This is a genomic window from Mixta calida (assembly GCF_002953215.1).
Classification (GTDB): Bacteria; Pseudomonadota; Gammaproteobacteria; order Enterobacterales; family Enterobacteriaceae; genus Mixta; species Mixta calida.
Genome location: NZ_CP026378.1, coordinates 225,074 through 249,216 on the forward strand (window position 1 = coordinate 225,074; position 24,143 = coordinate 249,216).

The 24,143-nt window shown below is 58.4% G+C and carries 19 protein-coding genes and 1 pseudogene; 12 read left to right on the top strand and 8 right to left on the bottom strand.

Features of this window, described 5'->3' with window-relative positions:
* Positions 1–8 precede the first annotated feature (8 nt).
* From bcsZ to C2E16_RS01035, 4 genes are all read left to right on the top strand, one after another.
* Positions 9–1,100 (top strand): cellulose synthase complex periplasmic endoglucanase BcsZ, encoded by a 1,092-nt coding sequence (bcsZ, locus tag C2E16_RS01020; RefSeq protein ID WP_038630217.1) that lies wholly within the window; start codon positions 9–11, stop codon positions 1,098–1,100.
* Positions 1,082–4,573: a cellulose synthase complex outer membrane protein BcsC gene (gene bcsC / locus C2E16_RS01025; RefSeq protein ID WP_104951394.1), complete on the top strand. Its 3,492-nt coding sequence runs from the start codon at positions 1,082–1,084 to the stop codon at positions 4,571–4,573. Before bcsZ ends, bcsC begins: the two co-directional genes overlap by 19 nt.
* 130 nt (positions 4,574–4,703) lie before the next feature.
* Positions 4,704–6,713: a biofilm formation regulator HmsP gene (gene hmsP, locus C2E16_RS01030; RefSeq protein WP_038629472.1), complete on the top strand. Its 2,010-nt coding sequence runs from the start codon at positions 4,704–4,706 to the stop codon at positions 6,711–6,713.
* A gap of 363 nt (positions 6,714–7,076) precedes the next feature.
* Positions 7,077–8,354, top strand: a complete 1,278-nt coding sequence (locus C2E16_RS01035) for a dicarboxylate/amino acid:cation symporter (RefSeq protein WP_038629473.1) — start codon at positions 7,077–7,079, stop codon at positions 8,352–8,354.
* A 76-nt stretch (positions 8,355–8,430) separates the two neighbouring features.
* Here C2E16_RS01035 and C2E16_RS20700 read toward each other — a convergent pair whose 3' ends face one another.
* Positions 8,431–8,592, bottom strand: coding sequence for a hypothetical protein (locus tag C2E16_RS20700; RefSeq protein WP_167401650.1), 162 nt, complete (start codon positions 8,590–8,592; stop codon positions 8,431–8,433).
* A gap of 236 nt (positions 8,593–8,828) precedes the next feature.
* Here C2E16_RS20700 and C2E16_RS01040 point away from each other — a divergent pair, with 236 nt between their 5' ends.
* The gene (locus C2E16_RS01040) at positions 8,829–10,322 is read left to right on the top strand and encodes a M16 family metallopeptidase (RefSeq protein WP_084970393.1); all 1,494 of its coding nucleotides are present in this window, start codon (positions 8,829–8,831) and stop codon (positions 10,320–10,322) included.
* A gap of 158 nt (positions 10,323–10,480) precedes the next feature.
* Here C2E16_RS01040 and C2E16_RS01045 read toward each other — a convergent pair whose 3' ends face one another.
* From C2E16_RS01045 to kdgK, 3 genes are all read right to left on the bottom strand, one after another.
* Positions 10,481–11,371, bottom strand: a complete 891-nt coding sequence (locus C2E16_RS01045) for an alpha/beta hydrolase (protein WP_084970394.1) — start codon at positions 11,369–11,371, stop codon at positions 10,481–10,483.
* A gap of 333 nt (positions 11,372–11,704) precedes the next feature.
* Complete coding sequence (locus C2E16_RS01050; RefSeq protein WP_084970395.1) at positions 11,705–12,349, bottom strand: glutathione S-transferase family protein; 645 nt, start codon at positions 12,347–12,349, stop codon at positions 11,705–11,707.
* A gap of 47 nt (positions 12,350–12,396) precedes the next feature.
* A complete protein-coding gene (gene kdgK, locus C2E16_RS01055; RefSeq protein ID WP_084970408.1) occupies positions 12,397–13,332 on the bottom strand; it encodes a 2-dehydro-3-deoxygluconokinase in 936 nt (311 codons plus the stop codon).
* A gap of 269 nt (positions 13,333–13,601) precedes the next feature.
* Between kdgK and pdeH the strand changes: the two genes are divergently transcribed.
* Positions 13,602–14,375 carry a cyclic-guanylate-specific phosphodiesterase gene (pdeH, locus tag C2E16_RS01060; RefSeq protein ID WP_038629477.1) on the top strand — a complete coding sequence of 258 codons (774 nt, stop codon included), beginning with the start codon at positions 13,602–13,604 and terminating at the stop codon, positions 14,373–14,375.
* Between the two features lie 59 nt (positions 14,376–14,434).
* Complete coding sequence (locus C2E16_RS01065; RefSeq protein ID WP_104951395.1) at positions 14,435–16,495, top strand: AsmA family protein; 2,061 nt, start codon at positions 14,435–14,437, stop codon at positions 16,493–16,495.
* Between the two features lie 221 nt (positions 16,496–16,716).
* Here C2E16_RS01065 and C2E16_RS21045 read toward each other — a convergent pair.
* Positions 16,717–16,871, bottom strand: a pseudogene (locus C2E16_RS21045) (PTS glucose transporter subunit IIBC); the annotation flags it as partial.
* Between the two features lie 148 nt (positions 16,872–17,019).
* Here C2E16_RS21045 and C2E16_RS01075 point away from each other — a divergent pair.
* The 4 genes from C2E16_RS01075 (at position 17,020) to C2E16_RS01090 (ending at position 19,378) form a co-directional block, all read left to right on the top strand.
* Positions 17,020–17,811, top strand: a complete 792-nt coding sequence (locus tag C2E16_RS01075) for a YPO3983 family protein (protein ID WP_409365941.1) — start codon at positions 17,020–17,022, stop codon at positions 17,809–17,811.
* Complete coding sequence (locus C2E16_RS01080; RefSeq protein WP_084970397.1) at positions 17,808–18,278, top strand: DUF943 family protein; 471 nt, start codon at positions 17,808–17,810, stop codon at positions 18,276–18,278. Before C2E16_RS01075 ends, C2E16_RS01080 begins: the two co-directional genes overlap by 4 nt.
* A gap of 85 nt (positions 18,279–18,363) precedes the next feature.
* Positions 18,364–18,828, top strand: coding sequence for a DUF943 family protein (locus tag C2E16_RS01085; RefSeq protein ID WP_084970398.1), 465 nt, complete (start codon positions 18,364–18,366; stop codon positions 18,826–18,828).
* A 97-nt stretch (positions 18,829–18,925) separates the two neighbouring features.
* The gene (locus C2E16_RS01090) at positions 18,926–19,378 is read left to right on the top strand and encodes an Hcp family type VI secretion system effector (RefSeq protein WP_038629491.1); all 453 of its coding nucleotides are present in this window, start codon (positions 18,926–18,928) and stop codon (positions 19,376–19,378) included.
* Positions 19,379–19,694: 316 nt separating this feature from the next.
* On the opposite strand, the gene C2E16_RS01095 is transcribed toward C2E16_RS01090, so the two are convergent.
* The 3 genes from C2E16_RS01095 to C2E16_RS01105 form a co-directional block, all read right to left on the bottom strand.
* Positions 19,695–21,026 (bottom strand): MFS transporter, encoded by a 1,332-nt coding sequence (locus C2E16_RS01095; protein ID WP_038629492.1) that lies wholly within the window; start codon positions 21,024–21,026, stop codon positions 19,695–19,697.
* 284 nt (positions 21,027–21,310) lie between these two features.
* Positions 21,311–22,315, bottom strand: coding sequence for an inner membrane protein YhjD (gene yhjD / locus C2E16_RS01100; protein ID WP_038629493.1), 1,005 nt, complete (start codon positions 22,313–22,315; stop codon positions 21,311–21,313).
* A 53-nt stretch (positions 22,316–22,368) separates the two neighbouring features.
* Entirely contained in the window at positions 22,369–23,268 is a 900-nt protein-coding gene (locus C2E16_RS01105) for a LysR family transcriptional regulator (protein WP_038629494.1), read from the bottom strand.
* Positions 23,269–23,383: 115 nt separating this feature from the next.
* On the opposite strand from C2E16_RS01105, the gene C2E16_RS01110 reads away from it, so the two are divergent.
* Positions 23,384–24,142, top strand: coding sequence for an SDR family NAD(P)-dependent oxidoreductase (locus C2E16_RS01110; protein WP_038629496.1), 759 nt, complete (start codon positions 23,384–23,386; stop codon positions 24,140–24,142).
* Position 24,143: the final 1 nt, after the last annotated feature.

Genomic DNA, 24,143 nt, shown 5'->3' on the forward strand with positions numbered 1-24,143 from the left:
GACTGGGAATGTTGTTAATGCTGATGCTGGCGGCGCTGCGCGCCAGCGCTGACTGCGCCCCCTGGTCCGACTGGGCGCAGTTTAAACGCGACTACATCAGCGAAGAGGGCCGGGTGATCGATCCCAGCGGCGGGAAGAACATCACCACCTCGGAAGGGCAGAGCTACGCGCTGTTTTTCTCGCTGGTCGCCAACGACCGCGAGATGTTCGACCGCCTGCTGGGCTGGACGGAGAACAACCTGGCGGAAGGCGACTTAACGCAGCGCCTGCCCGCCTGGCTGTGGGGACAGGAGAGCGGCAGCAAGAAATGGCAGGTGCTGGATAAAAACCCCGCCGCCGATTCCGATCTCTGGATCGGCTGGACGCTGTTGCAGGCGAGCCGCCTGTGGCACAGCCGCAGCTACCAGGTGACTGGCACGCTGCTGCTCAATCGGGTGGCGAAAGAGGAAGTGGCTGACCTGAAAGGCTTCGGCCTGATGCTGATGCCGGGCAAATATGGCTTTATCGAAGGCGACAGCTGGATGATCAACCCCAGCTACCTGCCGTTGCAGTTGCTGGCGGGCCTGACCCGGCTGAAAGGGCCGTGGCCGGAGATCAACCGCAACGCGCTGCGCCTGTTGCAGGAGACGGCGCCGAAAGGCTTTTCGCCCGACTGGTATGTCTGGCAGAGCGGCAGCGGCTGGCGTCCCGATAAATCGAAAGGGCCGACTGGCGGTTACGATGCGATTCGCGTTTACCTTTGGGCCGGGATGCTCAGCGACGACGATCCGCGTAAAGCGACGCTGTTGTCGCACTTCGCGCCGATGGCGCGTCTGACGGAAGAGAATGGCAATCCGCCGGAGCGGGTCGACGTGCTGACCGGCGCGACCATCAATCAGGGCAACGTCGGCTTTTCCGCCGCGCTGCTGCCGTTCCTGCAGGGCTCTCGCGCTCTGACGGCGCAGCAACAGCGCGTGCAGCAGCAGCCTCCCGGCAGCGATGCCTATTACAGCAGCGTACTGGCGCTGTTCGGCGTCGGCTGGGATGAAAACCGCTATCGCTTTAGCGCGCAGGGCGACCTGTTACCGGCCTGGAACCAACAATGCAAAAATTCAGATTAAGCACCCTGGGCCTGCTGCTGCCCGGCCTGCTCGGCGGCGCGTCCGCTTACGCCGCCGAAGAGACGTCGGCGCGTGAAGTCTCGCCGGTCGCGTGGCTGCTGGAGCAGGTGCGCACCGGCGAAGCGACCAATAAATACGATCTGGTCACCCAGGCGCTCTACCGGCTGGAGAAGATCGCGCCCGATAACCCTGACGTCATCGCCGCGCAGCTGCGTCTGGCGCTGCATCAGGGCGACCAGGCGAAGGCGCAGCGATACATGAACCAGCTGAAGCAGACCGCGCCCGATTCTGAGGCGACGCGGGAAGCGCAGGCTGGCATGCTGCTGGTGAGCCCTGAGGGGCGTCAGCAGCTACAGCAGGCGCGTCTGCTGGCGACCGCCGGGCGCGTGCAGGAAGCACGCGACGCCTGGGACAAACTGTTTAAAGGCGCCTTTCCGAGCGTCGATATCGCGCTGGAGTACTGGAGCCTGGTGTCGCGCATCGACGGCCAGCAGGCAACGGCGCTGGCGAACCTGCAGGCGCTGGACAAACGTTATCCCGGCAATGTCGGCGTGCGCATGCAGCTGGCGCGGTTGCAGTTCCAGAATGATAAACCGGCGCAGGCGGCGGATGAGCTGAAAACCCTGGCCAACACTCCGGGCGCGCGCGATCAGGCGGCCGAACTCTGGCTGAGCCGCATACAGGCGCAGCCGGTCACGGCGGAAAGCGTGGCGCAGCTGCGCCAGTATCTCGACGTCTTTACCAGCGGCGACGCGCGCAGCAACGGCGAGCAGGAGCTGGAGCGTCGGCAGAAACTGCTGGCCGATCCCGCTTTCCAGCAGCGTTCACGCGCGCTGGCGCTGGTGGACAACGGCGGCGGCGAGAATGCGATTGCGACATTGCAGGCGGCGCTGAAGCTCAATCCTGGCGATCCCGATCTGTTGGGCGCGATGGGCCAGGCGCAGGGGCGCGCCAATCACCGCGACCTCGCCATCACTTACCTTGAACAGGCGCTGAAGGCGGGGCAGCAGAGCACCAGCGTCGGCCTGTGGCAGAGCCTGTTGCAGACCAACCGCTACTGGCTGGCGATCGACAACGGCGATAAGGCGCTGGCGAAGGGCGATATCGCCGTCGCCGAACAGCATTATCAGCAGGCGCGCGCGCTGGACAACACCGACAGCTATGCATTGATCGGCCTGGGCGACGTGGCGCTGGCGCGCAAGAATGACACTGAAGCGGAGCGGCTGTTCCGCGAAGCCTGGCGTATGGATCACACCAATACCACGGCGGTGCGGCGTCTGGCCGCGCTCTATCAGCAGCAGTCGCCGCAGAAGGCGATCGCTTTTATCAATGGGCTGAGCGGCGAACAGCAGCGGGCGCTGGGCAGCACGCTGAACAGCCTGCGCAGCGACGTCTTGCGCGCCGAAGCGGATACATTGGCGCAGCAGGGCGACTGGGCGCAGGCGGCGGAAAAATATCGTCAGGCGCAGCAGGACGCGCCGGATGACGTCTGGCTTAACTATCGACTGGCGGGCGCGCTGCGCAATGCAGGCGATGCGCAACAGGCGGACAAATTAATGGCGGCGATGGCGCAGCGTCTGCTCGCCGATCCGACGCAGGTTTACGCTTACAGTCTTTATCTCTCCGGTAGCGATCGCGCGGAAGAGGCGCTGCGTCAGCTGAACAGCGTGCCGCAGGCGCGCTGGGATCAAAACATGCGCGAGCTGGCCGACCGCTTACAGCAGGATAAAGTCTATGCGCAGGCGGACGCGCTGCGTCAGGCGGGCGACAACACCGCCGCGACGGCGTTGCTTAACCAGCAGCCCGCCTCGCCGCGCCGCGACCTCACTCTGGCGGACTGGGCGCTGGCGGACGGCTATCCGCAGCAGGCGCTGGAAGGCTATCAGCGCCTGCTGGCGCAGGATAAGCAGAACCCGGATGCGGCGCTGGGGCAGATCGACGCGCTGGTGGCGCTGAACCGCAAAGACGAAGCGCGCGCCGCCCTGAACGCGCTGCCCGCCGGCAGCGGCGAAGCGAGCCTGAACGTGGGCCGCCGCCTGGCCAACGCCTGGCAGAGCGTGGACGACACGACGCGGGCGCGTCGGCTTTATCAGCAGCTTAAGCCGCGCGCGCAGCAGGAAGCGCCGTCGCAGAGCAGCGCGCTGGTATTTCGCGACGCCGCACGGCTGGAGGCGCAGCAGCAGCCGGCGCTGGCGCTCATGGATTACCGCCAGGCGATGGTCGCCAGCGGTATTACGCCGACGGTGCCTGCCGATAACGCCCGCTTTACCCGCCTGATGCGCAACCAGGCGGATGACGACTGGCTGAAGCGCGGCATCCGCAGCGACGCGGCCGAGCTTTATCAGCGTCAGGACACCACGCTAATGCTGGAACAGGATTATTCGCGCAATAAAGGCACCGGCGGCGTCTCCGATCTCACCGCGCATACCACCATGCTGCAACTGGATACGCCGCTGGCCGATGGCAAAAGCTTTGTGCGCGTAGACCGCGTCGAGATTTCGGCAGGCACCTTCTCCACCGAGGGCGGCAGCCACACCGACGTGTTCGGCACCTGCGCCAATAACGATACCGCAGGCTGTCGCAGCGATCTGAAGCAGAAGCAGGAGGGAGTGGCGATTGGCGCGGGCTGGCAAAATGACCGCTGGTCGGCGGATATCGGCACTTCGCCGATGGGCTTCGAAGTCGTGAACTGGGTGGGCGGCGTCAGCTGGAATACCGATGTGAAAGATGTCGGCCTGACCTTTACTGCGTCGCGGCGGCCCATCTCCAGTTCGCTGCTGGCCTGGGCTGGCGCGCGCGATCCCAGTCCGCAGGGCGGACGCACCTGGGGCGGCGTAGTGGCGACCGGCGGCGCTGTCGGGCTGAGCTACGACCAGGGCGGCGCGCATGGCGTCTGGGCCGACCTCAGCGCACACCAGATCACCGGCAAAAACGTGGCGGACAACAGCCGCGAGCGTCTGATGGCGGGCTACTATTACAAGCTGATCAACGAAGATAACCGGCGCGCGACCATCGGTTTGAACAGCATGCTGTGGCATTATCAGAAAGATCTCAGCGACTACGCATTCGGGCAGGGCGGTTATTACAGCCCGCAGCAATATTTCTCGCTGGCGGTGCCGGTCAGCTACCGGCAGCGCACAGAGAACTGGTCGTTCGATCTGGGCGGCTCGGTTTCCTGGTCGCGCTCGAAAACCCGCGCTCAGGAACGCTATCCGGTCTGGCCCGGCTTTCAGCCGACGGCGAACGATCCTTCCACCGATAGCTCAGGCAGCGGCTTTGGCTATACTTTACGCGCGGCGGTTGAGCGGCGCGTTACCGCGCACTGGACGGTCGGCCTGGCGGTGGATATTCAGCAGGCGAAAGATTACACCCCCAGCCATGGTCTGATTTACGCTCGCTATTCACTGTCCGGCTGGGAAGGCGACCTCAATCTGCCGCCGCAGCCGCTGGCGCCCTACGCCGACTTTAAGTAGCGTTCTGCTCGGAAAACCCTTAAACCGGTTTCCTGCCGTCACTATCTTTACTTAATAAACAGCAACCATGAGATATACTCCTGGTTGCTTTCATCGTTTTCGCCCGTGGTCCGGGGCCTGGAGAAGAGCTTTGCGCGTTAGTCGGTCACTTACGATCAAGCAGATGGCAACGGTTTCTGGCGTTGCGGTAGTGACTATCTGTATTTTTATCGTTATTCAGCTTTTCCACTTTGTGCAGCAGCGCAGGACAGACTATGCGCAGCAGATGGAAAACATCGCGCATACGGTGCGTCAGCCGCTCTCTGAGGCGGTGTTGCGCGCTGATATCCCGCAGGCGGAGCGCATTCTGAATTCGCTGAAGCCCGCCGGCATTTTGTCGCGCGCCGACGTGATGCTGCCTAATGCGTTTCAGGCGCTGCGCACCGATTTCGAAAATGAAAAGCCGGTGCCGCGCTTTATCGCGCGCGTGTTTGAGCTGCCGGTGCAGATCACCGTGCCGCTCTATTCGGTAGAGAGCGCCGCCTCGCCCAAACCGCTGGCCTATCTGGTATTGCAGGCAGACTCCTCGCGCGTCTATCAGTTTATTCTCAGTACCATTTCCACCATGCTGACCACTTATCTGCTGCTGGCGCTGATCCTTTCGGTGGCGATCAGCTGGTGCATCAACCGACTGATCGTGCATCCGCTGCGCGATATCGCCGGCACGCTACAGGATCTGCCGCCGCAGGATATTCTGACCCATAAACTGCCGATGCCGCCGCTGCATCAGGATGATGAAATCGGCATGCTGATCCGCAGCTATAACCGTAACCAGCAGGTGCTGGAGTCGGTGCATGATGAGATGAGCCGCCTGACCACGCACTACGCGCTGACCGACCTGCCCAACCGTACGCTATTCCTGGCGCTGCTGGAGCAGCATCTGAAGGCGGCGGTCTACAGTGGGCCGTTCAGCGTAATCGTGGTGCGCATCGAAACCCTGCTGGAAGCGAACGGCGTATTAACGGAGGAGCAGCGCGATACGTTGACGCTGACGCTGCTGGAAAAAATTCGTGGCGTGATTGAAGAACGCACCGTGGTCGGCCAGTTGGGCGTCAGCGATTTCGTGCTGCTGGTGAAAAAGGCCAATAACCCATTCCGGGCCTATCGGCTGGCACGCAATCTGATGAACCGGCTTAATCAGCCGGTCAGCCTGCAACAGGTGCAGCTGCGTCCGACGCTGAGCATCGGCATCGCTCAGCGCGACGCGGCAAAGATGAGCGCGCCGGAGCTGCTGGGACGCGCGGTGTCGGCGATGATGTCGGCGCGCCATCAGGGTAAAAATCAGATTCTGTTCTTTGACCCGCTGCTGACCGAGCGCGCCCAGCGCCGGCTGACGCAGGAGCACGATATTCTGCAAGGTCTGGAGCAGGAGCAGTTCGCGCTGTTTTTACAGCCGCAGATCAATATGGCCAATGGCGAGCTGGTCGGCGCTGAAGCGTTGCTGCGCATGCGTCAGCCCGACGGCAGCTACAGCCTGCCGGAAGAACTGATCGCCAGCGCGGAAGAGATCGGCGTTATCGGCGCGCTGGGACGCTGGGCGCTGGAAGAAGCGTGCCGCGTGCTGGCGGGCTGGCAAAAGCGTGGCATTTTACTGCCTTTAAACGTGAATATCTCCGCCATACAGCTGCGCGAGCCGGGCACCGTCTGGCATCTACAGGAGCTGCTGGAACGTCACCGCATCCGTCCCGGCAGTCTGGTGCTGGAGTTGACGGAAACCGCGCAGATTGGCGATCCCCTTCAGGCGAAAAGCCTGCTTGGCGCGCTACAGGAGGCGGGCGTGGCGGTGGCGCTGGACGATTTCGGCACCGGCTACGCCAACCTCAGCTACCTGCATCAGTTCCGATCATTGCCGATCAGCAAGCTGAAAATGGATCGCAGCTTTGTTTCCGCGCTGCCGGATGACGATACGATGGTGAAGATTGTCGCGGCGATTGCGGACATTACCGATCTTGAAGTGGTGGCGGAAGGAGTGGAAACCGAGGCGCAGCGCGACTGGCTGCTGGCGCTCGGCATCACTATCGGGCAGGGTTATCTGTATGACGGCCCGGTTTCGCTGAGTGATTTCGAGAAGTGGCTGCGGACGCTGTCGCCTCCGCAGTGAAGACGCGGCGCGCAAGGGCGCGCCGCTCGGCCAATCTGTACGGCGTAGCGCTCCATGCACCGCTCGGCGAATCTGTTTCCCATAGCGTTTTATGCGCCAGCCAGCAAACCTCGCCCCTGTTTCGCTCCATGCCCGCTTTTTCCTTTCTTATCGCCGCCTTTTCATCAGCCAGCGAATAATTCTGAATATCTGGTTATGGTTATTCAGGCTGAAGCGTTTCAGTTCATAAATTCTGTTTATGGCCGTGCAGACCAGGGCCAGATTATATCAATCTTGTTAACACGGTGTTATTTTCCGCGCTGTCTCTTGATGATAATAACAGCTATGCACTCGTCACCTCACGCCGTCAACGGATACGCTTTTATGAAAACATCTTTGTTCAAAAGCCTTTATTTTCAAGTCCTCACCGCCATCGCCATCGGTATTCTGCTCGGTCACTTTTACCCGGAGCTGGGCGCGCAGATGAAACCGCTGGGCGACGCCTTTGTAAAATTGATCAAAATGATTATCGCGCCGGTAATTTTCTGCACCGTGGTGACCGGCATCGCCGGAATGGAAAGCATGAAGGCGGTCGGGCGCACTGGCGCGGTGGCGCTGCTCTACTTTGAAGTGGTCAGCACCATTGCGCTGATTATCGGCCTGATCGTGGTTAATGTGATTCAGCCCGGCGCGGGCATGAACGTCGATCCGGCGACGCTGGACGCCAAAGCGGTCGCTGTCTATGCGCAGCAGGCGGAACAGCAGGGCGTGGTCGCCTTCCTGTTGGACGTGATCCCCGGCAGCGTCATCGGCGCTTTCGCCAGCGGCAATATTTTGCAGGTGCTGCTGTTCGCCATTCTGTTCGGCTTCGCCCTGCATCGTCTCGGCGACAAGGGCACGCTGATCTTCAACGTGATTGAAAGCTTCTCTAAGGTGATTTTCGGCATCATCAATATGATCATGCGCCTCGCCCCCATCGGCGCGTTCGGCGCCATGGCCTTCACTATCGGCAAGTATGGCGTCGGGTCGCTGGTGCAGCTGGGCCAGCTGATTATCTGCTTCTATATCACCTGTGTCCTGTTTGTCGTGGTGGTATTGGGCACTATCGCCCGCATTACCGGCTTCAATATCTTTAAATTTATCGCCTATATCAAAGAAGAACTGCTGATTGTGCTCGGCACCTCCTCATCGGAATCCGCGCTGCCGCGCATGCTCGATAAGATGGAAAAGCTGGGTTGTAAAAAGTCGGTGGTGGGCCTGGTGATTCCGACCGGCTACTCGTTTAACCTCGACGGCACCTCTATCTATCTGACCATGGCGGCGGTATTTATCGCGCAGGCCACCAACAGTCATATGGATATCGTGCACCAGATCACCCTGCTGGTGGTGCTGCTGCTCTCCTCCAAAGGCGCGGCGGGCGTGACCGGCAGCGGCTTTATCGTGCTGGCGGCGACGCTGTCGGCGGTGGGACACCTGCCGGTGGCGGGCCTGGCGCTGATCCTCGGCATTGACCGCTTTATGTCGGAAGCGCGTGCGCTGACCAACCTCGTCGGCAACGGCGTGGCGACGGTGGTGGTGGCGAAGTGGGTCGATCAGCTGGATGAGAAGCAACTGCGCGATACGCTCTCCTCATCGAAAAAAGCGAAGAAACTGCCGGTCTGATCCTGAGCGGCGATGCTGAAAACAGCGTTAATTAACAGGGGCGCCCTCTGCATACCAGACGGCGCCCCTTCTGTTTTTATGTTTCCTGCGCCTCTTTCTCCCTTTTCAAAGGTCTGCCAACGGCAAAATGGCGTTTTGCGTGCGTAATGAGCAGCTTTCGGGTGGGCAAAATCGGTAAAATTATAAAACTTTGCAAAAAACCGTTATCCGGCTTCGCTGCGGCTTGCCCTTGTTCCATGCATTTGCATAATAAAGCCCACACAGACTGTGTCGCCTCATTGCGCCTGGCCACACTTCAGACGCGAAAGCACGGTTAACATTCATTTATTTATGATTTTTCACTTTGTTGTGTGACAACCTCGTTTTGGCGTGGTCTAACTGCGGTGCGCCCGCTGTGCGTTATCAACAGGACGATAACGCCTGACTATCGCGCGTCATCAATGAAATTAAGTGGGCAATTGAGTAGGGGTTCACATGCAGGGCACCAGAATTCGTCTTTTAGTTGGTGGGTTGTTGCTGGCGGCTGTCAGCGGCACATTGCAGGCTGAAACACTCCAACCCGATCCTGCCTGGCAGCAGGGAAAATTAGATAACGGCTTTAAGTGGCAGGTGCTCAGCACGCCGCAGCGCCCCAGCGATCGCGTTGAAATTCGCCTGTTGGTGAATACCGGCTCGCTAATGGAAAACGCCCAGCAAACCGGCTTTACGCATCTGCTGCCTCGTCTGGCGATGGTGCATAACACCGCGCTCGATCCGGCGCAGCAGCGCGCGCTCTGGCAACAGGGCATGGACCCTGATCGTCCGCTGCCGCCCGCCGTTACCTCCTATGAATTTACGCTGTACAACTTAAGCCTGCCGAACAACCGCCCGGATCTGTTAAAAGATGCGCTGGGCTGGCTTTCTGCGACCGCAGGCAAAATGTCGATTAATGAACAGGTGGTCAGCACCGCGCTGAACGCCGACGATCCCATCGCCAGCTGGCCGCCCAACCCGCGCGATGTCTGGTGGCGCTATCGGCTGAAAGGCTCCACGCTGCTGGGTCATGACCCGGCTGAACAGCCGAAGGCGCCGATAGATATCAACCAGCTCGGCAGCTTCTATAAACAGTGGTATACGCCGGACGCGATGACGCTGTTCGTGGTGGGCAATATTGACAGCCGCGCCCTGAGCGAACAGATCAACAAGGCGTTTTCACCGCTGGAAGGACGCCGCGAAACGCCCGCGCCGGTGCCGACGCTTTCTCCGCTGCCGACCGAGTCGGTCGCGCTGGTCAATCCCGCGCTGAAGCAGGATCGCCTGTCGCTGATCTGGGATATGCCGTGGCAGCCGATTCGCGATTCGCAAAACCTGATTCGCTACTGGCAGAGCGATCTGGCGCGTGAGGCGCTGTTCTGGCACGTACAGCGCGTGCTGAGCGAAAGCAAAGCGCAGGGCGTGCAGGTTGGATTTGACTGTCGCGTGCTTTATCAGCGCGCCCAGTGCGCCATCAGCATGGATTCCAGCGCCGAGACGCTGGAAAAGAACATGAATCTGATCGCGCGCGAGCTGGCTAATGTGCGCGATAACGGCCTGCCGCAGACGGAGTTCGACGCGCTGATGGCGCAGAAAACCGCCGAACTGAACAAGCTGTTCGCCACCTATGCGCGCACCGACACCGACGTGCTGATGAGCCAGCGTTTACGCTCGCAGCAGAATGCGGTGGTCGATATCGCGCCGGAGCAGTATCAGAAATTCCGTCAGGATTTCCTTAACGGCCTGACGCTGACGGCGCTGAATCAGGAGCTGCGTCAGCAGCTGTCGCAGGAGCTGACCATGGCGCTGATGCAGCCGCAGGGCGAGCCGGAAGCCAACGTTCAGGCGCTGCACCAGAGCTGGCAAAAAATCATGGCGCCGCCGCCTGCGCCGGTCGTGGCCACGCCGGAGGAAGGGAAGGCGGAAGTCTCCGATATTCCCGCGCCGCGCTCGTAAATAATGGACCGGTCAGCCACGGCGTTTAGCGCTGCCCGGCCTGGCCGTGTTTTAACGCCGTAGTCGGGCCGCCGCTCGTCTGCGGCTTCGTGCTGCCCGTCGGACGGCGTTTTCGCTTATTCCTGCCGGTGCAACGCCACGGCGGATTTACTGCCGCGTCAAACCGCCAGCGTGCGGGTTTTCTGCGCGCGCAACCACTCGGTCACCAGCATCGGCCAGCTTGCCAGCGGCGAATCGGCAAGGTTGCGCATACCGAAACCGTGGCCGCCGCGTTCGTAAAAATGCAGCTCCACCGGCACCTTCTGTTCACGCAGCGCGCTGAAAAACGCCATGCTGTGCGTCACCGGCACGCTCTCATCATCTACCGCATGAATCAGCAGCACCGGCGGCGTTTCACGACTGACGCGCGTTTCCAGCGAGTAAGCTTCGATGGTTTTGCTGTCGGGCCATTCGCCCAGCAGCCGTTTACGCGCGTCGGCATGCGTCTGCCCGTCGCGCATGGTAATCAGCGGATAAACCAACACCAGCGCATCCGGACGCGCAGGCAGGTTGTCGATGGTGTCCTGCGGCGGATAGAGCTTTTCGCTGAAGCGCGTGCCGAGGCTGGCCGCCACGTAGCCGCCGGCGGAAAAGCCCATCATCACGATGCGTTTGCCGTTGAGACCGCGCGTGGCGCGATCGCGCAGAACGCGTACCGCCCGCTGCGCATCGGCCAGCGGCGCATCGGCGCCTTCATGATGGCCGTCAGCGGGCAGTCGGTAGGTCATCACCGCCAGCGTATAGCCCATGGCGGTGAAGAAGGTCGCCAGCGCGCTGCCTTCGCTGTCGATCATAATGCGGGCGAAGCTTCCGCCGGGCGCGACCAGCAGCGTGACGCCGTTTGACTCTTCGGGATACCAGACGGCCAGTTCAGGACAGCGAACGCCTGACGCCGCGCGGTTGTAGGGCTCAAACTCTTTCGCTAAATCGATAATCTGCGGCTTAGCGGTTGACTGACTGGCGCCAGGGGCATCGCCGTGTGGCCAGAGATTGAAAATATCTGCTTTCATAGCCTGTCCTGATGAACGTGATGGTGGAGTGAAAGAGCCGCAGCGCAGCGCAAAAAAGCCAGGCGGGGCTTATTAATCATTGGCGGTGAAAGCGGTGCGCGTCCAGTCATTACTGGCGGTAAAAAGGCAATTCAGATTTAGCCTGGCGGCAAAAAAGGCGATTTGCATTAAGGAAAAATAGTGCCTTTTATTAATGGTTTTGGCGCGCGGGGCGAAAGGAACAGGCTATAGCGTGAGCAAGAAAAAAGCGGATGAATACAGGGCTGTGACGCAGTGGGCGCCGATATCCAAAGGAAATCAGCGCCAGCCAATTAATGTGAGTGCTTACTTACATTATGCGGGTTCGCGCAGCTCATCGTAGGGCACTATAACATGCTCCTGATAAGCCGGGCGCTGTGTTAAGCGCTGGTAATAGTTTTCCAGCGCCGGCAGCGTCGGACGAGCCATATCCAGCGTGTAGTAACGGTAGAGCAGCATGCCAAACAGAATATCCGCTACCGTCAGCCGATCGCCCGCCAGATAGTCATGCTGCGCCAGCCGATCGTCAGCGATTTTCAGCAGTTTCGTCAGGCTGTCCATCGCTTCGGCCAGCGCCTGGGTATCCCGTTTCTCCGGCGCGACTCGGATCATCGGCCAGAAAACAGGACGCGCAAAGCCGACGTAGACGCTCGATTTGGCCCATTCCGCCCAGACATCCACCGTGGCGCGCGCCAGTGGATCGTGCGGCCAGAAGGTGTCATTGCCGTAACGGCTCGCCAGATAGCGCACGATGGCGGCGGACTCGAACAGCGGCGGGCCGTCGCCGTCGCGCAGCACCGGCACCAGGCCGTTGGGATTCATTGCCAGAAACTCTGGCGACTGGTTGCCGCCATATTTGTGCCCGATATCGACGCGCTGATAAGGCAGCCCCAGCTCGCCGATACACCACATCACAGCCTGTACATTTGATGAAGTTTTACGTCCCCAAACCTTAAGCATCGCGTTACTCTCCTGAGCGGTGGCGGAAAGCAACAGCATAGTCCTCGCTAGCGCTGCGGCATAGCGCTAAGCGGAATAATTGCGCCGCGATGCTGTATCACCGTGCTGGCGGTCAGGTGGCCGCGCTGCGCCGCATCCTGCGCGCTGCCGCCGCACAGACGCACCGCCAGATAACCGGCGCTGAAGGAGTCGCCTGCGGCGGTAGTGTCGATAATCTTCTCTTTTTCGAGCCGCACTGCGGGCACTTCCAGCAGCGGCTCGTCATTCAGCGCCACCAGACAGGCGTCCGCGCCGCGTTTGATGACGATTTCGCTGACGCCGGCGGCGCGGGTGCGCGCAATCACCAGTTCAGTCGGCGCTTCGCCCCAGAGTAAGGTTTCATCGTCCAGCGTTAAAAAGGCGATATCGGTGCAGTCGAGCATTGCCTGATAAGCCTGCTGCGCCGCTTCGCGGCTCGGCCAGAGGCGCGGACGGTAGTTATTGTCGAAAATCACCTTGCCGCCGTTGCGTCGGCAGGCGGCCAGCAGCGCCATCAGCTGATGACGATCTTCCGGCGAGAGGATCGCCAGGCTGATGCCGCTGAGATAGAGGTAGTCAAACTGCATCAGCTGCTGGCAAATCGCTTCCGCCTGCGGGCTTTGCAGCCAGAAACGGGCGGCGGCTTCGTTGCGCCAGTAGCTGAAGGTGCGCTCGCCGTGCGCGTCGGTCTCGATGACATACAGGCCGGGCAGCCGATTCTCCAGACGTTGCACCAGGCGGGTTTGCACCCCTTCCTGCTGCCACGCGGCCAGCATTTCGTTGCTGAAGCTATCGGTACCGAGCGCGGTGACATATTCCACCGTCAGCTGCTCTGACGACGCCTGCCGCGCGATATAAACCGCCGTGTTTAAGGTATCGCCGCCGAAGCCCCGTTTCAGCGCGTCGCCCTGTTGCGAAAGCTCAATCATGCATTCGCCGATTACCGCTATTTTTTTCCCTGTCATCATGGTCACCCCCTAATGAAAATCTGTCCTAGTCTCCATCCGGCGCGTCGCCGAGTCAATATTTTAAAACGCCGTTTTAATTTAACTTAAGTCACTAAACTGCTGATATAAGCGGCGATAAAACCGTAAATCACCGCGTTATTGTTACGATTGAAAGTATTATTGGCTGATAAAGTGGATCGCCTCGACGTGGCGTAACCTGTAAAAATGCGTTCTCCATCACGCTGCGTCTGGCTGAAGATCACGGCCCGCCATTCAGGATAAAAACCATGAGGATGAAGAAAATCAGTTACCAGCTTCCTTCCTCAATTGTCGCGCAACAGCATCAGGAACAGCAGCAGTACTGGCTGTCATGCCAGCGTTCTTATACCTTTCAACCGATTTATCAGGTTACGGGTCGCCTGATGGCAATTGAGCTGCTGACCGCCGTGTCGCATCCTTCCGCGCCGCAGCAGAGGATTTCGCCGGAACGCTATTTCGCCGCGCTGAGCGTTAATCAGCGTTTGCATATTATTCAGGAACAGCTGGAGATGCTGCGCGGCTGGGAACGCTTTTTTGTCGGCTCGGATCGCGTCGCCTCCGTCAATATCGACGGGCCGACCCTGCTGGCTATCCAGCATCATGGGCCGCTGCGCGCGCTGATTGGCCGCCTGCCCTGGGTGCGCTTCGAACTGGTCGAGCATCATGTGCTGCCGCAGGAAGAAATTGTGGCGCGGATACCAGAGCTGGGCGCGCTCTGGCTGGATGATTTCGGCTCAGGCATGGCGAATTTCTCCGCGCTGACCGAGCTGAGCTACGACTACATTAAGCTGGCGCGCGAACTGTTTGTCCTGCTGCGCAACAGCGATGAAGGACGTAATATGTTCGCCATGCTGCTGGCACTGATTGGTCGCTACTGCAAAGGGGTGATTGTCGAAGGCGTGGAAACCGCCGAAGAGTGGGAGCAGGTGCGTCAGTCGCCCGCTTTTGCCGCGCAGGGCTACTTTTTTTCGCGGCCCGTACCTTTCAGCCAGCTGCCGGAATTGCCTCTCCAGCTTCCCTGATGCCGTTTTCGTCGCGCTCTACTATCTTTACCAAATAGATAACAGGTAAGGAGACGAAGATGTCACGCGCAGGAAAGATCACCAGCTGGGTTATCGGGATTTTTTGTTTGCTGGTTGTGGTAATTGTCGTCGTAATCGCAACCTTCGACTGGAATCGTCTGAAGCCAACCATCAACCAGAAAGTCTCGACGGAGCTGAACCGTCCGTTCGCCATTCGCGGCGATCTCGGCGTGAACTGGGTGCGCAATCGGGAGGAGCCGGGCTGGCGCCGCTGGGTGCCCTGGCCGCAGATCCACGCTGAGGATATTGTACTGGGCAACCCGCCCGATATTCCTGAAGTAACGATGGTGCAGCTGCAACGCGCCGATGCCACCCTTTCCCCGCTGGCGCTGCTGCATAAAGAGATTTTTATTCCCTCGATCAAACTGCAACAGCCTGACGCTCGTCTGATCCAGACGGCGGATAAGAAGAACAACTGGACGTTTAACCTCGCTAACAGCGACCAGCCGGAGAATCAGCAGCAGCCCTCCGCCTGGTCATTCCGTCTTGATAACATTCTGTTTGACCGTGTGCATCTCGCTTACCGCGACGCAGTGAATAAAGCCAATGTGAAAATGGAAATCGATCCGCTGGGCAAACCGGTGCCTTACGGCCAGGTGGCGGGCGGCGACGATAAGCAGAAGGGCGCGGCCGATTTCGTTTTCGGCTGGCGCGCCAGCGGCACTTATAACGATCAGCGTCTGGACGGCAGCGGTAAGCTCGGCGGCATGCTCTCGCTGCGCAGCAAAACCACGCCGTTCCCGGTGCAGGCCGAAGTGCGCAACGGCACCACGCGCGTCAATATTACCGGCAGCCTGCAAGACCCGATGAATCTGGGCGGGCTCGATCTGCGCGTGCGCTTCTCCGGCGATACGCTGGCGAACCTCTACGATCTCACCGGCGTGCTGCTGCCGGATACGCCGCCGTATGAAACCGACGGCCATCTGAAAGTGAAATTCCGTGAGAAGGGCGGCGCCGTTTATCACTATGAAAACTTCAACGGCCATATCGGCGACAGTGATATTCACGGCACGCTCACCTACACCCAGGGTAAACCGCGTCCGAAGCTGAGCGGCGAAGTGGTGTCGCGCCAGCTGCGCATGGCGGATCTCGGCCCGCTGATTGGCGTCGACAGCGGCAGCGGCCACGAAAAAACCGCGAAGGCGAAGGCGGAAGCGCAGCGCGGCGAGAAAAGCGGCCAGCCCGCTGACCGCGTACTGCCGCATGACCGCTTCGATACCAAAAACTGGGATGTGATGGACGCCGACGTGAAATTCAGCGGCAAGCGCATCGAACACAGCGACTCGCTGCCGCTCAGCGATCTCTATACCCATCTGGAGCTAAAAAACGGCGACCTGCTGCTGGACCCGCTGCGTTTCGGCGTGGCGGGCGGCACGCTGAACTCCACTGTGCGCCTTGAGGGCAGTCGGACGCCGATGCGCGGCCGCGCCGACCTTCACGCCCGTAAGCTGCACCTGCGCCAGCTTTTCCCCGGTGTGGAGGCGATGCAGAACAGCCTCGGCCAGCTGAACGGCGACGCGACGCTGAGCGGCACCGGCAATTCGGTGGCGGATCTGCTGGCGACCAGCAACGGCGATGTGAAGCTGCTGATGAACGACGGCGTAATCAGCCGTAGCCTGATGGAGATTATCGGGCTGAACGTCGGCAACTATGTGGTCGGCAAACTGTTCGGCGACGATGAGGTGCGCATCAACTGCGCGGCCGCCAATCTGGACGTGCGCAACGGGCTGGCGACTTCGCGGCTGTTTGTTTTCGATACCACTAACGCCGTGGTCAACCTCTCCGGCAACGTTAACTTCGCCAACGAACGAATGGATCTCTCGATCAACCCGGAAAGCAAAGGGGTACGCATCGTTACCCTGCGTTCGCCGCTCTACGTGCGCGGCACCTTTAAAAACCCGGACGCGGGCGTAAAAACCGGGCCGCTGCTGGCGCGCGGCGCGGCGGCGGTGGCGCTGGGCACGGTGTTGACGCCAGCGGCGGCGCTGTTGGCGCTGATCTCCCCCAGCGATAACGAAGAGAACCAGTGCGTTAATATTCTGCAGCAGATGAAAAAATAAGCCGCTGTCGGCAGCAGGCGGCGATAAAAAAGGCGTCTTTACAAATGATGCCAGCCAGCTAAGCATTTTAATGAATATGAATTCATCATGATGCTGGCAAGGAAAACGACGGAATCAGGCTTTCAGCCCGGTTGCACGTCGTCAGAGGCCCGAATTTTCGGGCCTCAACGCTTTGACTGACCAGCTTTCACCCGAACACGGCCTTTTTCACTCACGACAGATTAACCGTTACAAACGTCGCCATCCATTTCCGTTTTCAGGTTAACCAAAATGGCGCCGAAGATAGCCTGTACGCCGGACCTGCCACTACCACACCGTCAGCGCCCAGTTTGTTCAGGTCAGCCTGATCGACTTCAGATATGTCAGCAACGCCCAGCGATTACCTTTTCCCGTAACGGCGTTCGATATTTACGCCTTTTTCGCCGCAGCTTATTATCACCAGACGGATATAAAACAGGCAGCACAAGGAGTGCTCAATGACCGCATTACGCTTTCCCTGTACCATTTTTAAAACGCAGGACAGGATGGATGATTACAGCGCGGAGGATATGCGCTACGGCGATCTGACCGAATCACAGCTAAAAAACGATTATCATCTGCTTGATGTCTCCACCCGGGTTGATCCTTACACGCTGACGGAAATTACCCCTTTCAGACAGCCGCATTCGATGTTTTACGGTGCGCGCGGCGAAGGCCGGAAAATCATGCAGCAGGAATGCGCCAGCATCCTGTTTGACGAGATGCGCCACCTGTCGCAAAGCTTTGCGATATATGGCCCTTATAAGCACCTTATCGAAGAGATGATTACCCATATGCAGCGCGGTGAAGGTGAACCGTTCAGGCGTTTATCGCTGGATAACGCGTTGAGAATGCAGATTATTGACGACCACTTTGAAGAAAACAGTACCCGGATGCTGTTACGAACAGCGCTTGGCAGGAACATTGACTGGAAAAACAGAATTTACCCGACAAAGTTGAAAGAAGAATTAAGAAAAGCCGTTTTAAAAGGAAAACTCCCTAAATTCGATCGTTTTCAGGATAATATCAACGGCATGGGAATCACCGTACACGACACCTGGGCGACGCATATCACTATCCAGTCCCTCCATATCGAAAATAATCGCTACCGTGCAAAAATACACTATAAAGTTCAGGATCATTTTGGCCTGGACGCACACGACATTTTCAAGGGGAAATTTAATCTTTTCCGTTTCTTTCGCATCTGGTTTGTACTCCAGCGATATCATCGCTTTGGCTTTAAACCTTTTATTACCCATATGGAAGCCACGGTAGACATCAGCGGAGAAGCGAAATGACGGGAAAAAATAAGAAACTGATTGGGGCAATATTCATTATCGCCATTACACTGGTAGCCGGTTTCCTTTGGTTATCTCTGCGTCCGGTCACTATCGTAGCTGTTCATCACAGAAGCAGCGGCTTTAGCGATGTGCTGGTAGACCGCTTTCCTTTTACCACCAAAGGAAAAATAGCCTGGTGGCAGAAAAACCGTGACACGCTGAAAAAACGCTACGGCGTTCCTCAACCGGCATTTGCACAGGATTTTACCATTACCTTTTGGTACTTCGGTGACGGCTATAAGGAAAGAGGAAGATACAATGACAGACTGTGCTATATGGATATGAAAACGCAAAAAAACTGTATAGAAAAAGATAAAGCCTTTACGGTCGGTTACAGTAAAAACAGCGGTCTCTATTTTACCACCAGCGATGGTTATTACTATCTGAAAGAGAACGGTGAAATAGCAAAGAGATTGTCCGACTAATGATATACCAGTTCAATCATTGCTTTGGCTTTAAACCTTTTATTACCCATATGGAAGCCACGGCAGACATCAGCGGAGAAGCGAAATGACGCGAAAAAATAAGAAACTGATTGGGGCAATATTCATTATCGTCGTGACAATAATAGCCTGGTTTCTTTGGTTGTCCCTGCGTCCGGTAAAGATCGTGGCGGTACATCATGATGGCAATTATAGCGATGTCCTGGTAGACCACTTTCCTCTTACCACCAAAGGAAAAATAGTCTGGTGGCAGGAAAATAAAGATATGCTTAAGCGCCGCTACGGCATACCACATACTATTCCCGATGGTGGTTATAACATCACCTTCTGGCTGTTTGGCGACGGCTATATGGAAAGGGAAAGATACGATGACAGGCTATGTTTTATAGATATGAAAACCCAAAAGAATTGCATAGAAAAAAATAAAACATTCACCGTGGATTACAGTAAAAACACCGGTCTTTTCTTTACAACCTATGCGGGGTATTTCTACATAAAAGACAATGGTGAAATTGCAAAAAGATCGTTTTAATTAAATTCAGAAAAGTATTACTAAAACACAAAATTTTATTTATAAAAATCCTACAGAACCAGGATAGATATTTCACTCACAAGATGAAAAGGAATTTATGGAAAGTCTGTTTCTTAAAATAGCAGGAATAACCGGCGAGTCGCAGGACGCAGCTCATCAGGGGTGGATCGATGTGAAAAGCTATTCATGGGGCGTCTGGAGAAACGGTGATGCTGCCGGGCCCGGCGCGTCCCGTTATAAAAATCTGCTGGTTCGCTGTGCTATCGACAAGGCTACCGCGGCGATACTGCTGTTCGCCTCCAACGGCAACCGGATAAAAGCGGTTCAGCTTTCGTTGTGTAAAGCAGGCAACGGCATGATTGAATCCTGCCGGATCACGCTGGAAAACGTCACTGTCATTGATGTGAATCTGGATCATGCCACCGAGGTCGCCTGTGCGTTTCAGGCGGATAAGGTGAAATTTCAATACTGGGAACAGGCCGCGTCCGGGATTAAAGGCGCGGAAAGCCGTATGGGCTGGGATATCAAAAATTCCACTTCCTGCTTTTAGCCAGTGCGGGAGCGACCAGCGCGCCGACGCTAAACAAGCGAAACAGATAAAGTGTCATTTCTCCTCTGTCACTGCCCGGAAACAATAACAGGCGACGACGGGCGAAAAAGGCCGCTCTGAGGCTAATGCTGGCCAGTTAAGCATTTTAATGAATATAAATTCATTATATTGCTTATCGGGAAAATAGCGGAAACAGGTTTTCAGCCCGGTTTCACGCCGTCAGAGGCCCGAATTTTCGGGCCTCAACGCTTTAACTGACCAGCATTCACCCGAAGGCGGCCTTGTTCTTTTTCATTGCAGGGTAAGTCCTGCGCCGTCAGGCCTCATACAGCGTTTGATGGCGCGTCTCTTTACAGGCGATCAGCGCAATCAACGTCAGCAACGCCATCGCCGCCAGGTAGAGGCCGACGGCGAACAGCCCGTAGTTGGCGTTCAGCCAGGCGGCGATATAGGGCGCGACCGAGGCGCCGAGGATCGACGACAGGTTGTAGGAGAACGACGCGCCGGTATAGCGCACTTCCGTCGGGAACAGCTCCGGCAGCAGCGCGCCCATCGGGCCAAAGGTCAGCCCCATAATGCTCAGGCCGATCAGCAGGAACAGCATCATCATCGCCTGGCTGCCGGAGGCCATCAGCGTCGGGAACAGCAGGGCGAACAGCAGAATGCCGAGCGTAATCACAATCATGGTCTTGCGGCGGCCAAAGCGATCCGCCAGCAGACCGGCGATCGGCACCATCACGCCGAAGCCGATCACTGCCACCATCAGCATCCACAGCAGGCTGTTGCGTGAGAAACCAAGTCCGGCGGGAACCGGCGCGGTGCCGTAGCTCATCGAGTAGACGGTCATAATGTAAAACAGCGTGTAGGTCGCCAGCATAATAAAGGTGCCGAGAATGGTCGCGCCCAGATGCTTGCTGAGCAGGGTGCCGATCGGCACGCGCACCTGTTTTTTCTCTTTCTGCACCTTAGCGAACACCGGGCTTTCATGCAGCGATATGCGCACGTAAAGGCCGATAATCACCAGCACCGCGGAGAGCACGAACGGCACGCGCCAGCCCCAGCTCATAAACTGCTGGTCGGTCAGCAGCCAGGAGAGCAGCAGGAAAGTGCCGTTAGCGAAGAAAAAGCCGATTGGCGCGCCGAGCTGCGGGAACGAACCGTAGAGCGCGCGCTTTTTCGCCGGCGCGTTTTCCGTCGCCAGCAGCGCCGCCCCGCCCCATTCGCCGCCGAGTCCCAGCCCCTGGCCGAAACGCGCCAGCGCCAGCAGCAGCGGCGCGAATACGCCGATGGTGTCATAGCCTGGCAGCAGGCCGATTACCACCGTCGAAATGCCCATGGTCAGCAGCGAAGCGACCAGCGTCGTCTTACGTCCGACGCGATCGCCGAAGTGGCCGAACAGCGCCGAGCCGATAGGACGCGCAATAAAAGCGATGGCGAAGGTGGCCAGCGACTGTAGCGTCGCAACGGTGGCGTCGCCCTGCGGAAAGAAGATATGCGGAAAAACGATCACGGCGGCGGTGGCGTAGATATAGAAATCGAAGAATTCGATGGCGGTGCCGACCAGCGAGGCGATGACCACTTTTCCGCGCGAATTAACCGGCGTGTCGCCGTTTTCGGTGTCGAGAGTTGGTGCGATGGATGCTTGCATAATTGTTTCTTATTTGTAAACCCGGACAAAGAATCTTACGCACTGGCTGAAACGGGTTCAATGGCGAAAAGCCGCGCCGCGCCTGCCTTGCAGGACAAAAAGTGGATAATTTTTAGCATGAAAGCTTTACCGGCGGATGGCAGGGCGAACGGCGCGTTTTCTGGCGTGAATCACTGCAAAACGGGGAAATAAAAGTGAGGCGTCAGTTATTCATGCTGGCTTATGGCGAATTTTTGCGCAAGCGCGGCATTTTCCTCTGCTCTGCCGCGTCGTTGCCCGCTGCGTTATTTTTTCCGGCGCAGAGTGAGCTGCGGATCGTCCTTATACTCGGCGGTGGCGATCCAGGCGGCGCAGAACAGCGTCAGGCGCGCAAAGAAGTAGAAGAACGCCATCAGCCCCAGCACGGAGCCGAAAGCGGCGCCAGAAGGCGATGTGGCCAGCTTCGGCAGCGTCAGCGTCATGATGAATTTGATCACCTCGAAGCCGATGGCCGCCAGCAGCGTGCCGCGCAGCAACGCTTTCTTATGCGGGCGGTGGCGCGGCAAAATCCAGAAAATCCACAGGAACAGCAGATAGTTGGCGAAGATAGAGATCGACAGCGCGATCAGCGTCATCGCCGGGCGCAGCCACTCAATGCCTTCCAGCCCCAGCGCGCGCACGATCGCATCTTGCGCAGCGCCTGCGATAGAGGTGAGCGACAGGGTGATCACCAGCGCAAACACCAGTCCCATCAGCGAGATAAAGTCGCGGGTATATTTGAAATAGATTTTCTCTTTATCCTGCGCGCCGCGTTCCCAGACGTCGCGCGACTGCGCGCGGATCGCCTCGCGCAGGTTGCCCATCCAGCTGATGCCGGAATAGAGCGCCACCAGCAGGCCGGTAATGCCCACCGTGGTGCGCTGCTGCACGGCGGTATGCACGGTGTTTTTCAGCGTATTGGCTAAGGTCGGATCGCTGATGCTGCTGACGATGCGATCGATCAGCTCGTTCAGCAGCGTCGGATGCGACGCCAGCACGAAGCCGACGGCGGCGAACGAGACCATCAAAATCGGGATCAGCGATAAAAAGGAAAAATAGGTAATGGCGGCGCCGAACTGACTGCCGAGACGGTCGGTAAAGCGCTCTCCGGCGCGAATAAAGTGCGCCACCGCCGGAATCGACTGAAACCAGCTGACAAAGCGCGAGACGCGAGTAATGGAGCGATCCACGGTGTGATTGCCGGTTTTAATATTAATGAGCGGCTTCTTTTCCTGCCGCTGTTCGGGAGGCTGCGAATATTTGTCCGTCATGAACCGGAGTCATCCTTCTGTTTAGGCGTCAAAATGTCATTATAGCTGCGCTGTTACGTGATGGTGCCTTTCATCGCCTGCGTCAGCCACTCCATAAATACCCTGACCCGCTGCGCCAGGTTGCGGCGATGCGGCCAGAGCAGCGACAGCGGCATCGGGCGGGCGCAAAAATGGGGAAGCACCTCTACCAGCCGCTGATTCTCCAGCAGCGCCTGCACGCCATGGCGCGGCACCTGAATAATCCCCAGCCCGGCCAGGCAGGCGTGACGATAGGCGGGCGTCGAATTCACCGTCAGGGCGCCGCCGGTCTGGATAAAGTGACTGCGCTGACCGTCGAAAAATTCAAAGCCGCTATGCGCGCTGCCCAGCTGCTGGCTGTAGTGCACCATCGCGTGCTGCGAGAGATCTTCCAGCCGGAGCGGCATGCCGAAACGCATCAGGTAATCGGGACTGGCGCAGTTGATCATCGGCAGATGTCCCAGCGTGCGGCTCATCAGCCCGGAATCCTGTAGCTGGCCGATGCGCACTACGCAATCGAACCCTTCGCGGATCACGTCTACCTGACGGTCGCTGCTGCTCAGCTCCAGCTCAAGGCCGGGATAGTGCTGCAAAAACTGCGGCAGTTGGGGGATGATGATATCGGTCGCCAGCGCGACCGGCATATCGACGCGCAGGCGGCCGCTAAGCGTCGCCGGTTCTTTCTGGAACAGGGTATCCATCTCTTCCAGCGTCGCCAGCACATCGCGGCAGCGCTCGTAATAGACCAACCCGTCCTGGGTCAGCTGGACGCGGCGCGTGGTGCGGTGCAGTAGCCGCGCGCCCATGCGATCCTCCAGCGCCTGAATCTGCCGGGAGAGGCTGCCCTTCGGCTGGCCGAGACTCTCCGCCGCGCGCGTGAAACTTTCCATTTCAGCGACGGTAACAAACACCTTCATTGCGTGAATTTTATCCATTTATGCACCATTTGTTGTCAAAAATGAAACAATGAAGCGCATTGAGCATAGTTTATCCCCGCCACTGATTTCAATATGCTGTTTTTTCACTCACTGATAAAGCGGAGTTAATCAAATGGTCGATAAAATTGCGTTAATTACCGGCGGCAGCCGGGGTTTAGGGCGTAATGCGGCGCTGAAGCTGGCGGAAAAGGGCGTTGACGTCATTATTACGTGGCGCCAGGGCGAGCAGGAGGCGGAAGCGGTCGTAGCGGAAATGCAGGCGCTGGGGCGACAGGCCGCCGCGCTGCAACTGGACGTGGCGGACGTGCAAAGTTTCGGCGATTTTGTCGCGCGGCTGGAAGAGACGCTGCAAAGCCGCTGGCAGCGGCAGCGCTTTGATTATCTGTTGAACAATGCCGGCGTCGGGCTTTACGGCGCGTTCGCCGATACCACCGAAGCGCAGTTCGATACCCTGATGCTTACCCATTTTAAAGGCCCGTTTTTCCTCACCCAGCGGCTGCTGCCGCTGATTAACGATGGCGGACGCATACTTAACGTCTCCACCGGCCTGGCGCGTTTCAGCCTGCCGGGTTATGCCGCCTACGCCTCGATGAAGGGCGCGATGGAAGTGCTGACGCGCTATCAGGCGCGCGAGTTGGGCGCGCGCGGCATCGCCGTGAATATCCTGGCGCCGGGGGCGATCGAGACCGATTTTGGCGGCGGTTCGGTGCGCGACAATCCTGAGGTCAACGCCTGGATCGCCTCGCAAACCGCGATGGGCCGCGCCGGACTGCCGGACGATATCGGCTATGCGGTGGCGGCGCTGTTCAGCGATGAAACGCGCTGGATCACCGCCCAGCGCATAGAGGCCTCCGGCGGCATGTTCCTGTAAA

Excerpts from the sequence above, each read along its gene's own strand:
- bcsZ (WP_038630217.1), top strand. The coding sequence starts at position 9 with ATGTTGTTAATGCTGATGCTGGCGGCGCTGCGCGCCAGCGCTGACTGC.
- bcsC (WP_104951394.1), top strand. The coding sequence starts at position 1,082 with ATGCAAAAATTCAGATTAAGCACCCTGGGCCTGCTGCTGCCCGGCCTG.
- C2E16_RS01035 (WP_038629473.1), top strand. The coding sequence starts at position 7,077 with ATGAAAACATCTTTGTTCAAAAGCCTTTATTTTCAAGTCCTCACCGCC.
- C2E16_RS20700 (WP_167401650.1), bottom strand. The coding sequence starts at position 8,592 with ATGGAACAAGGGCAAGCCGCAGCGAAGCCGGATAACGGTTTTTTGCAA.
- C2E16_RS01040 (WP_084970393.1), top strand. The coding sequence starts at position 8,829 with ATGCAGGGCACCAGAATTCGTCTTTTAGTTGGTGGGTTGTTGCTGGCG.
- C2E16_RS01045 (WP_084970394.1), bottom strand. The coding sequence starts at position 11,371 with ATGAAAGCAGATATTTTCAATCTCTGGCCACACGGCGATGCCCCTGGC.
- C2E16_RS01050 (WP_084970395.1), bottom strand. The coding sequence starts at position 12,349 with ATGCTTAAGGTTTGGGGACGTAAAACTTCATCAAATGTACAGGCTGTG.
- kdgK (WP_084970408.1), bottom strand. The coding sequence starts at position 13,332 with ATGACAGGGAAAAAAATAGCGGTAATCGGCGAATGCATGATTGAGCTT.
- pdeH (WP_038629477.1), top strand. The coding sequence starts at position 13,602 with ATGAGGATGAAGAAAATCAGTTACCAGCTTCCTTCCTCAATTGTCGCG.
- C2E16_RS01065 (WP_104951395.1), top strand. The coding sequence starts at position 14,435 with ATGTCACGCGCAGGAAAGATCACCAGCTGGGTTATCGGGATTTTTTGT.
- C2E16_RS01075 (WP_409365941.1), top strand. The coding sequence starts at position 17,020 with ATGGATGATTACAGCGCGGAGGATATGCGCTACGGCGATCTGACCGAA.
- C2E16_RS01080 (WP_084970397.1), top strand. The coding sequence starts at position 17,808 with ATGACGGGAAAAAATAAGAAACTGATTGGGGCAATATTCATTATCGCC.
- C2E16_RS01085 (WP_084970398.1), top strand. The coding sequence starts at position 18,364 with ATGACGCGAAAAAATAAGAAACTGATTGGGGCAATATTCATTATCGTC.
- C2E16_RS01090 (WP_038629491.1), top strand. The coding sequence starts at position 18,926 with ATGGAAAGTCTGTTTCTTAAAATAGCAGGAATAACCGGCGAGTCGCAG.
- C2E16_RS01095 (WP_038629492.1), bottom strand. The coding sequence starts at position 21,026 with ATGCAAGCATCCATCGCACCAACTCTCGACACCGAAAACGGCGACACG.
- yhjD (WP_038629493.1), bottom strand. The coding sequence starts at position 22,315 with ATGACGGACAAATATTCGCAGCCTCCCGAACAGCGGCAGGAAAAGAAG.
- C2E16_RS01105 (WP_038629494.1), bottom strand. The coding sequence starts at position 23,268 with ATGGATAAAATTCACGCAATGAAGGTGTTTGTTACCGTCGCTGAAATG.
- C2E16_RS01110 (WP_038629496.1), top strand. The coding sequence starts at position 23,384 with ATGGTCGATAAAATTGCGTTAATTACCGGCGGCAGCCGGGGTTTAGGG.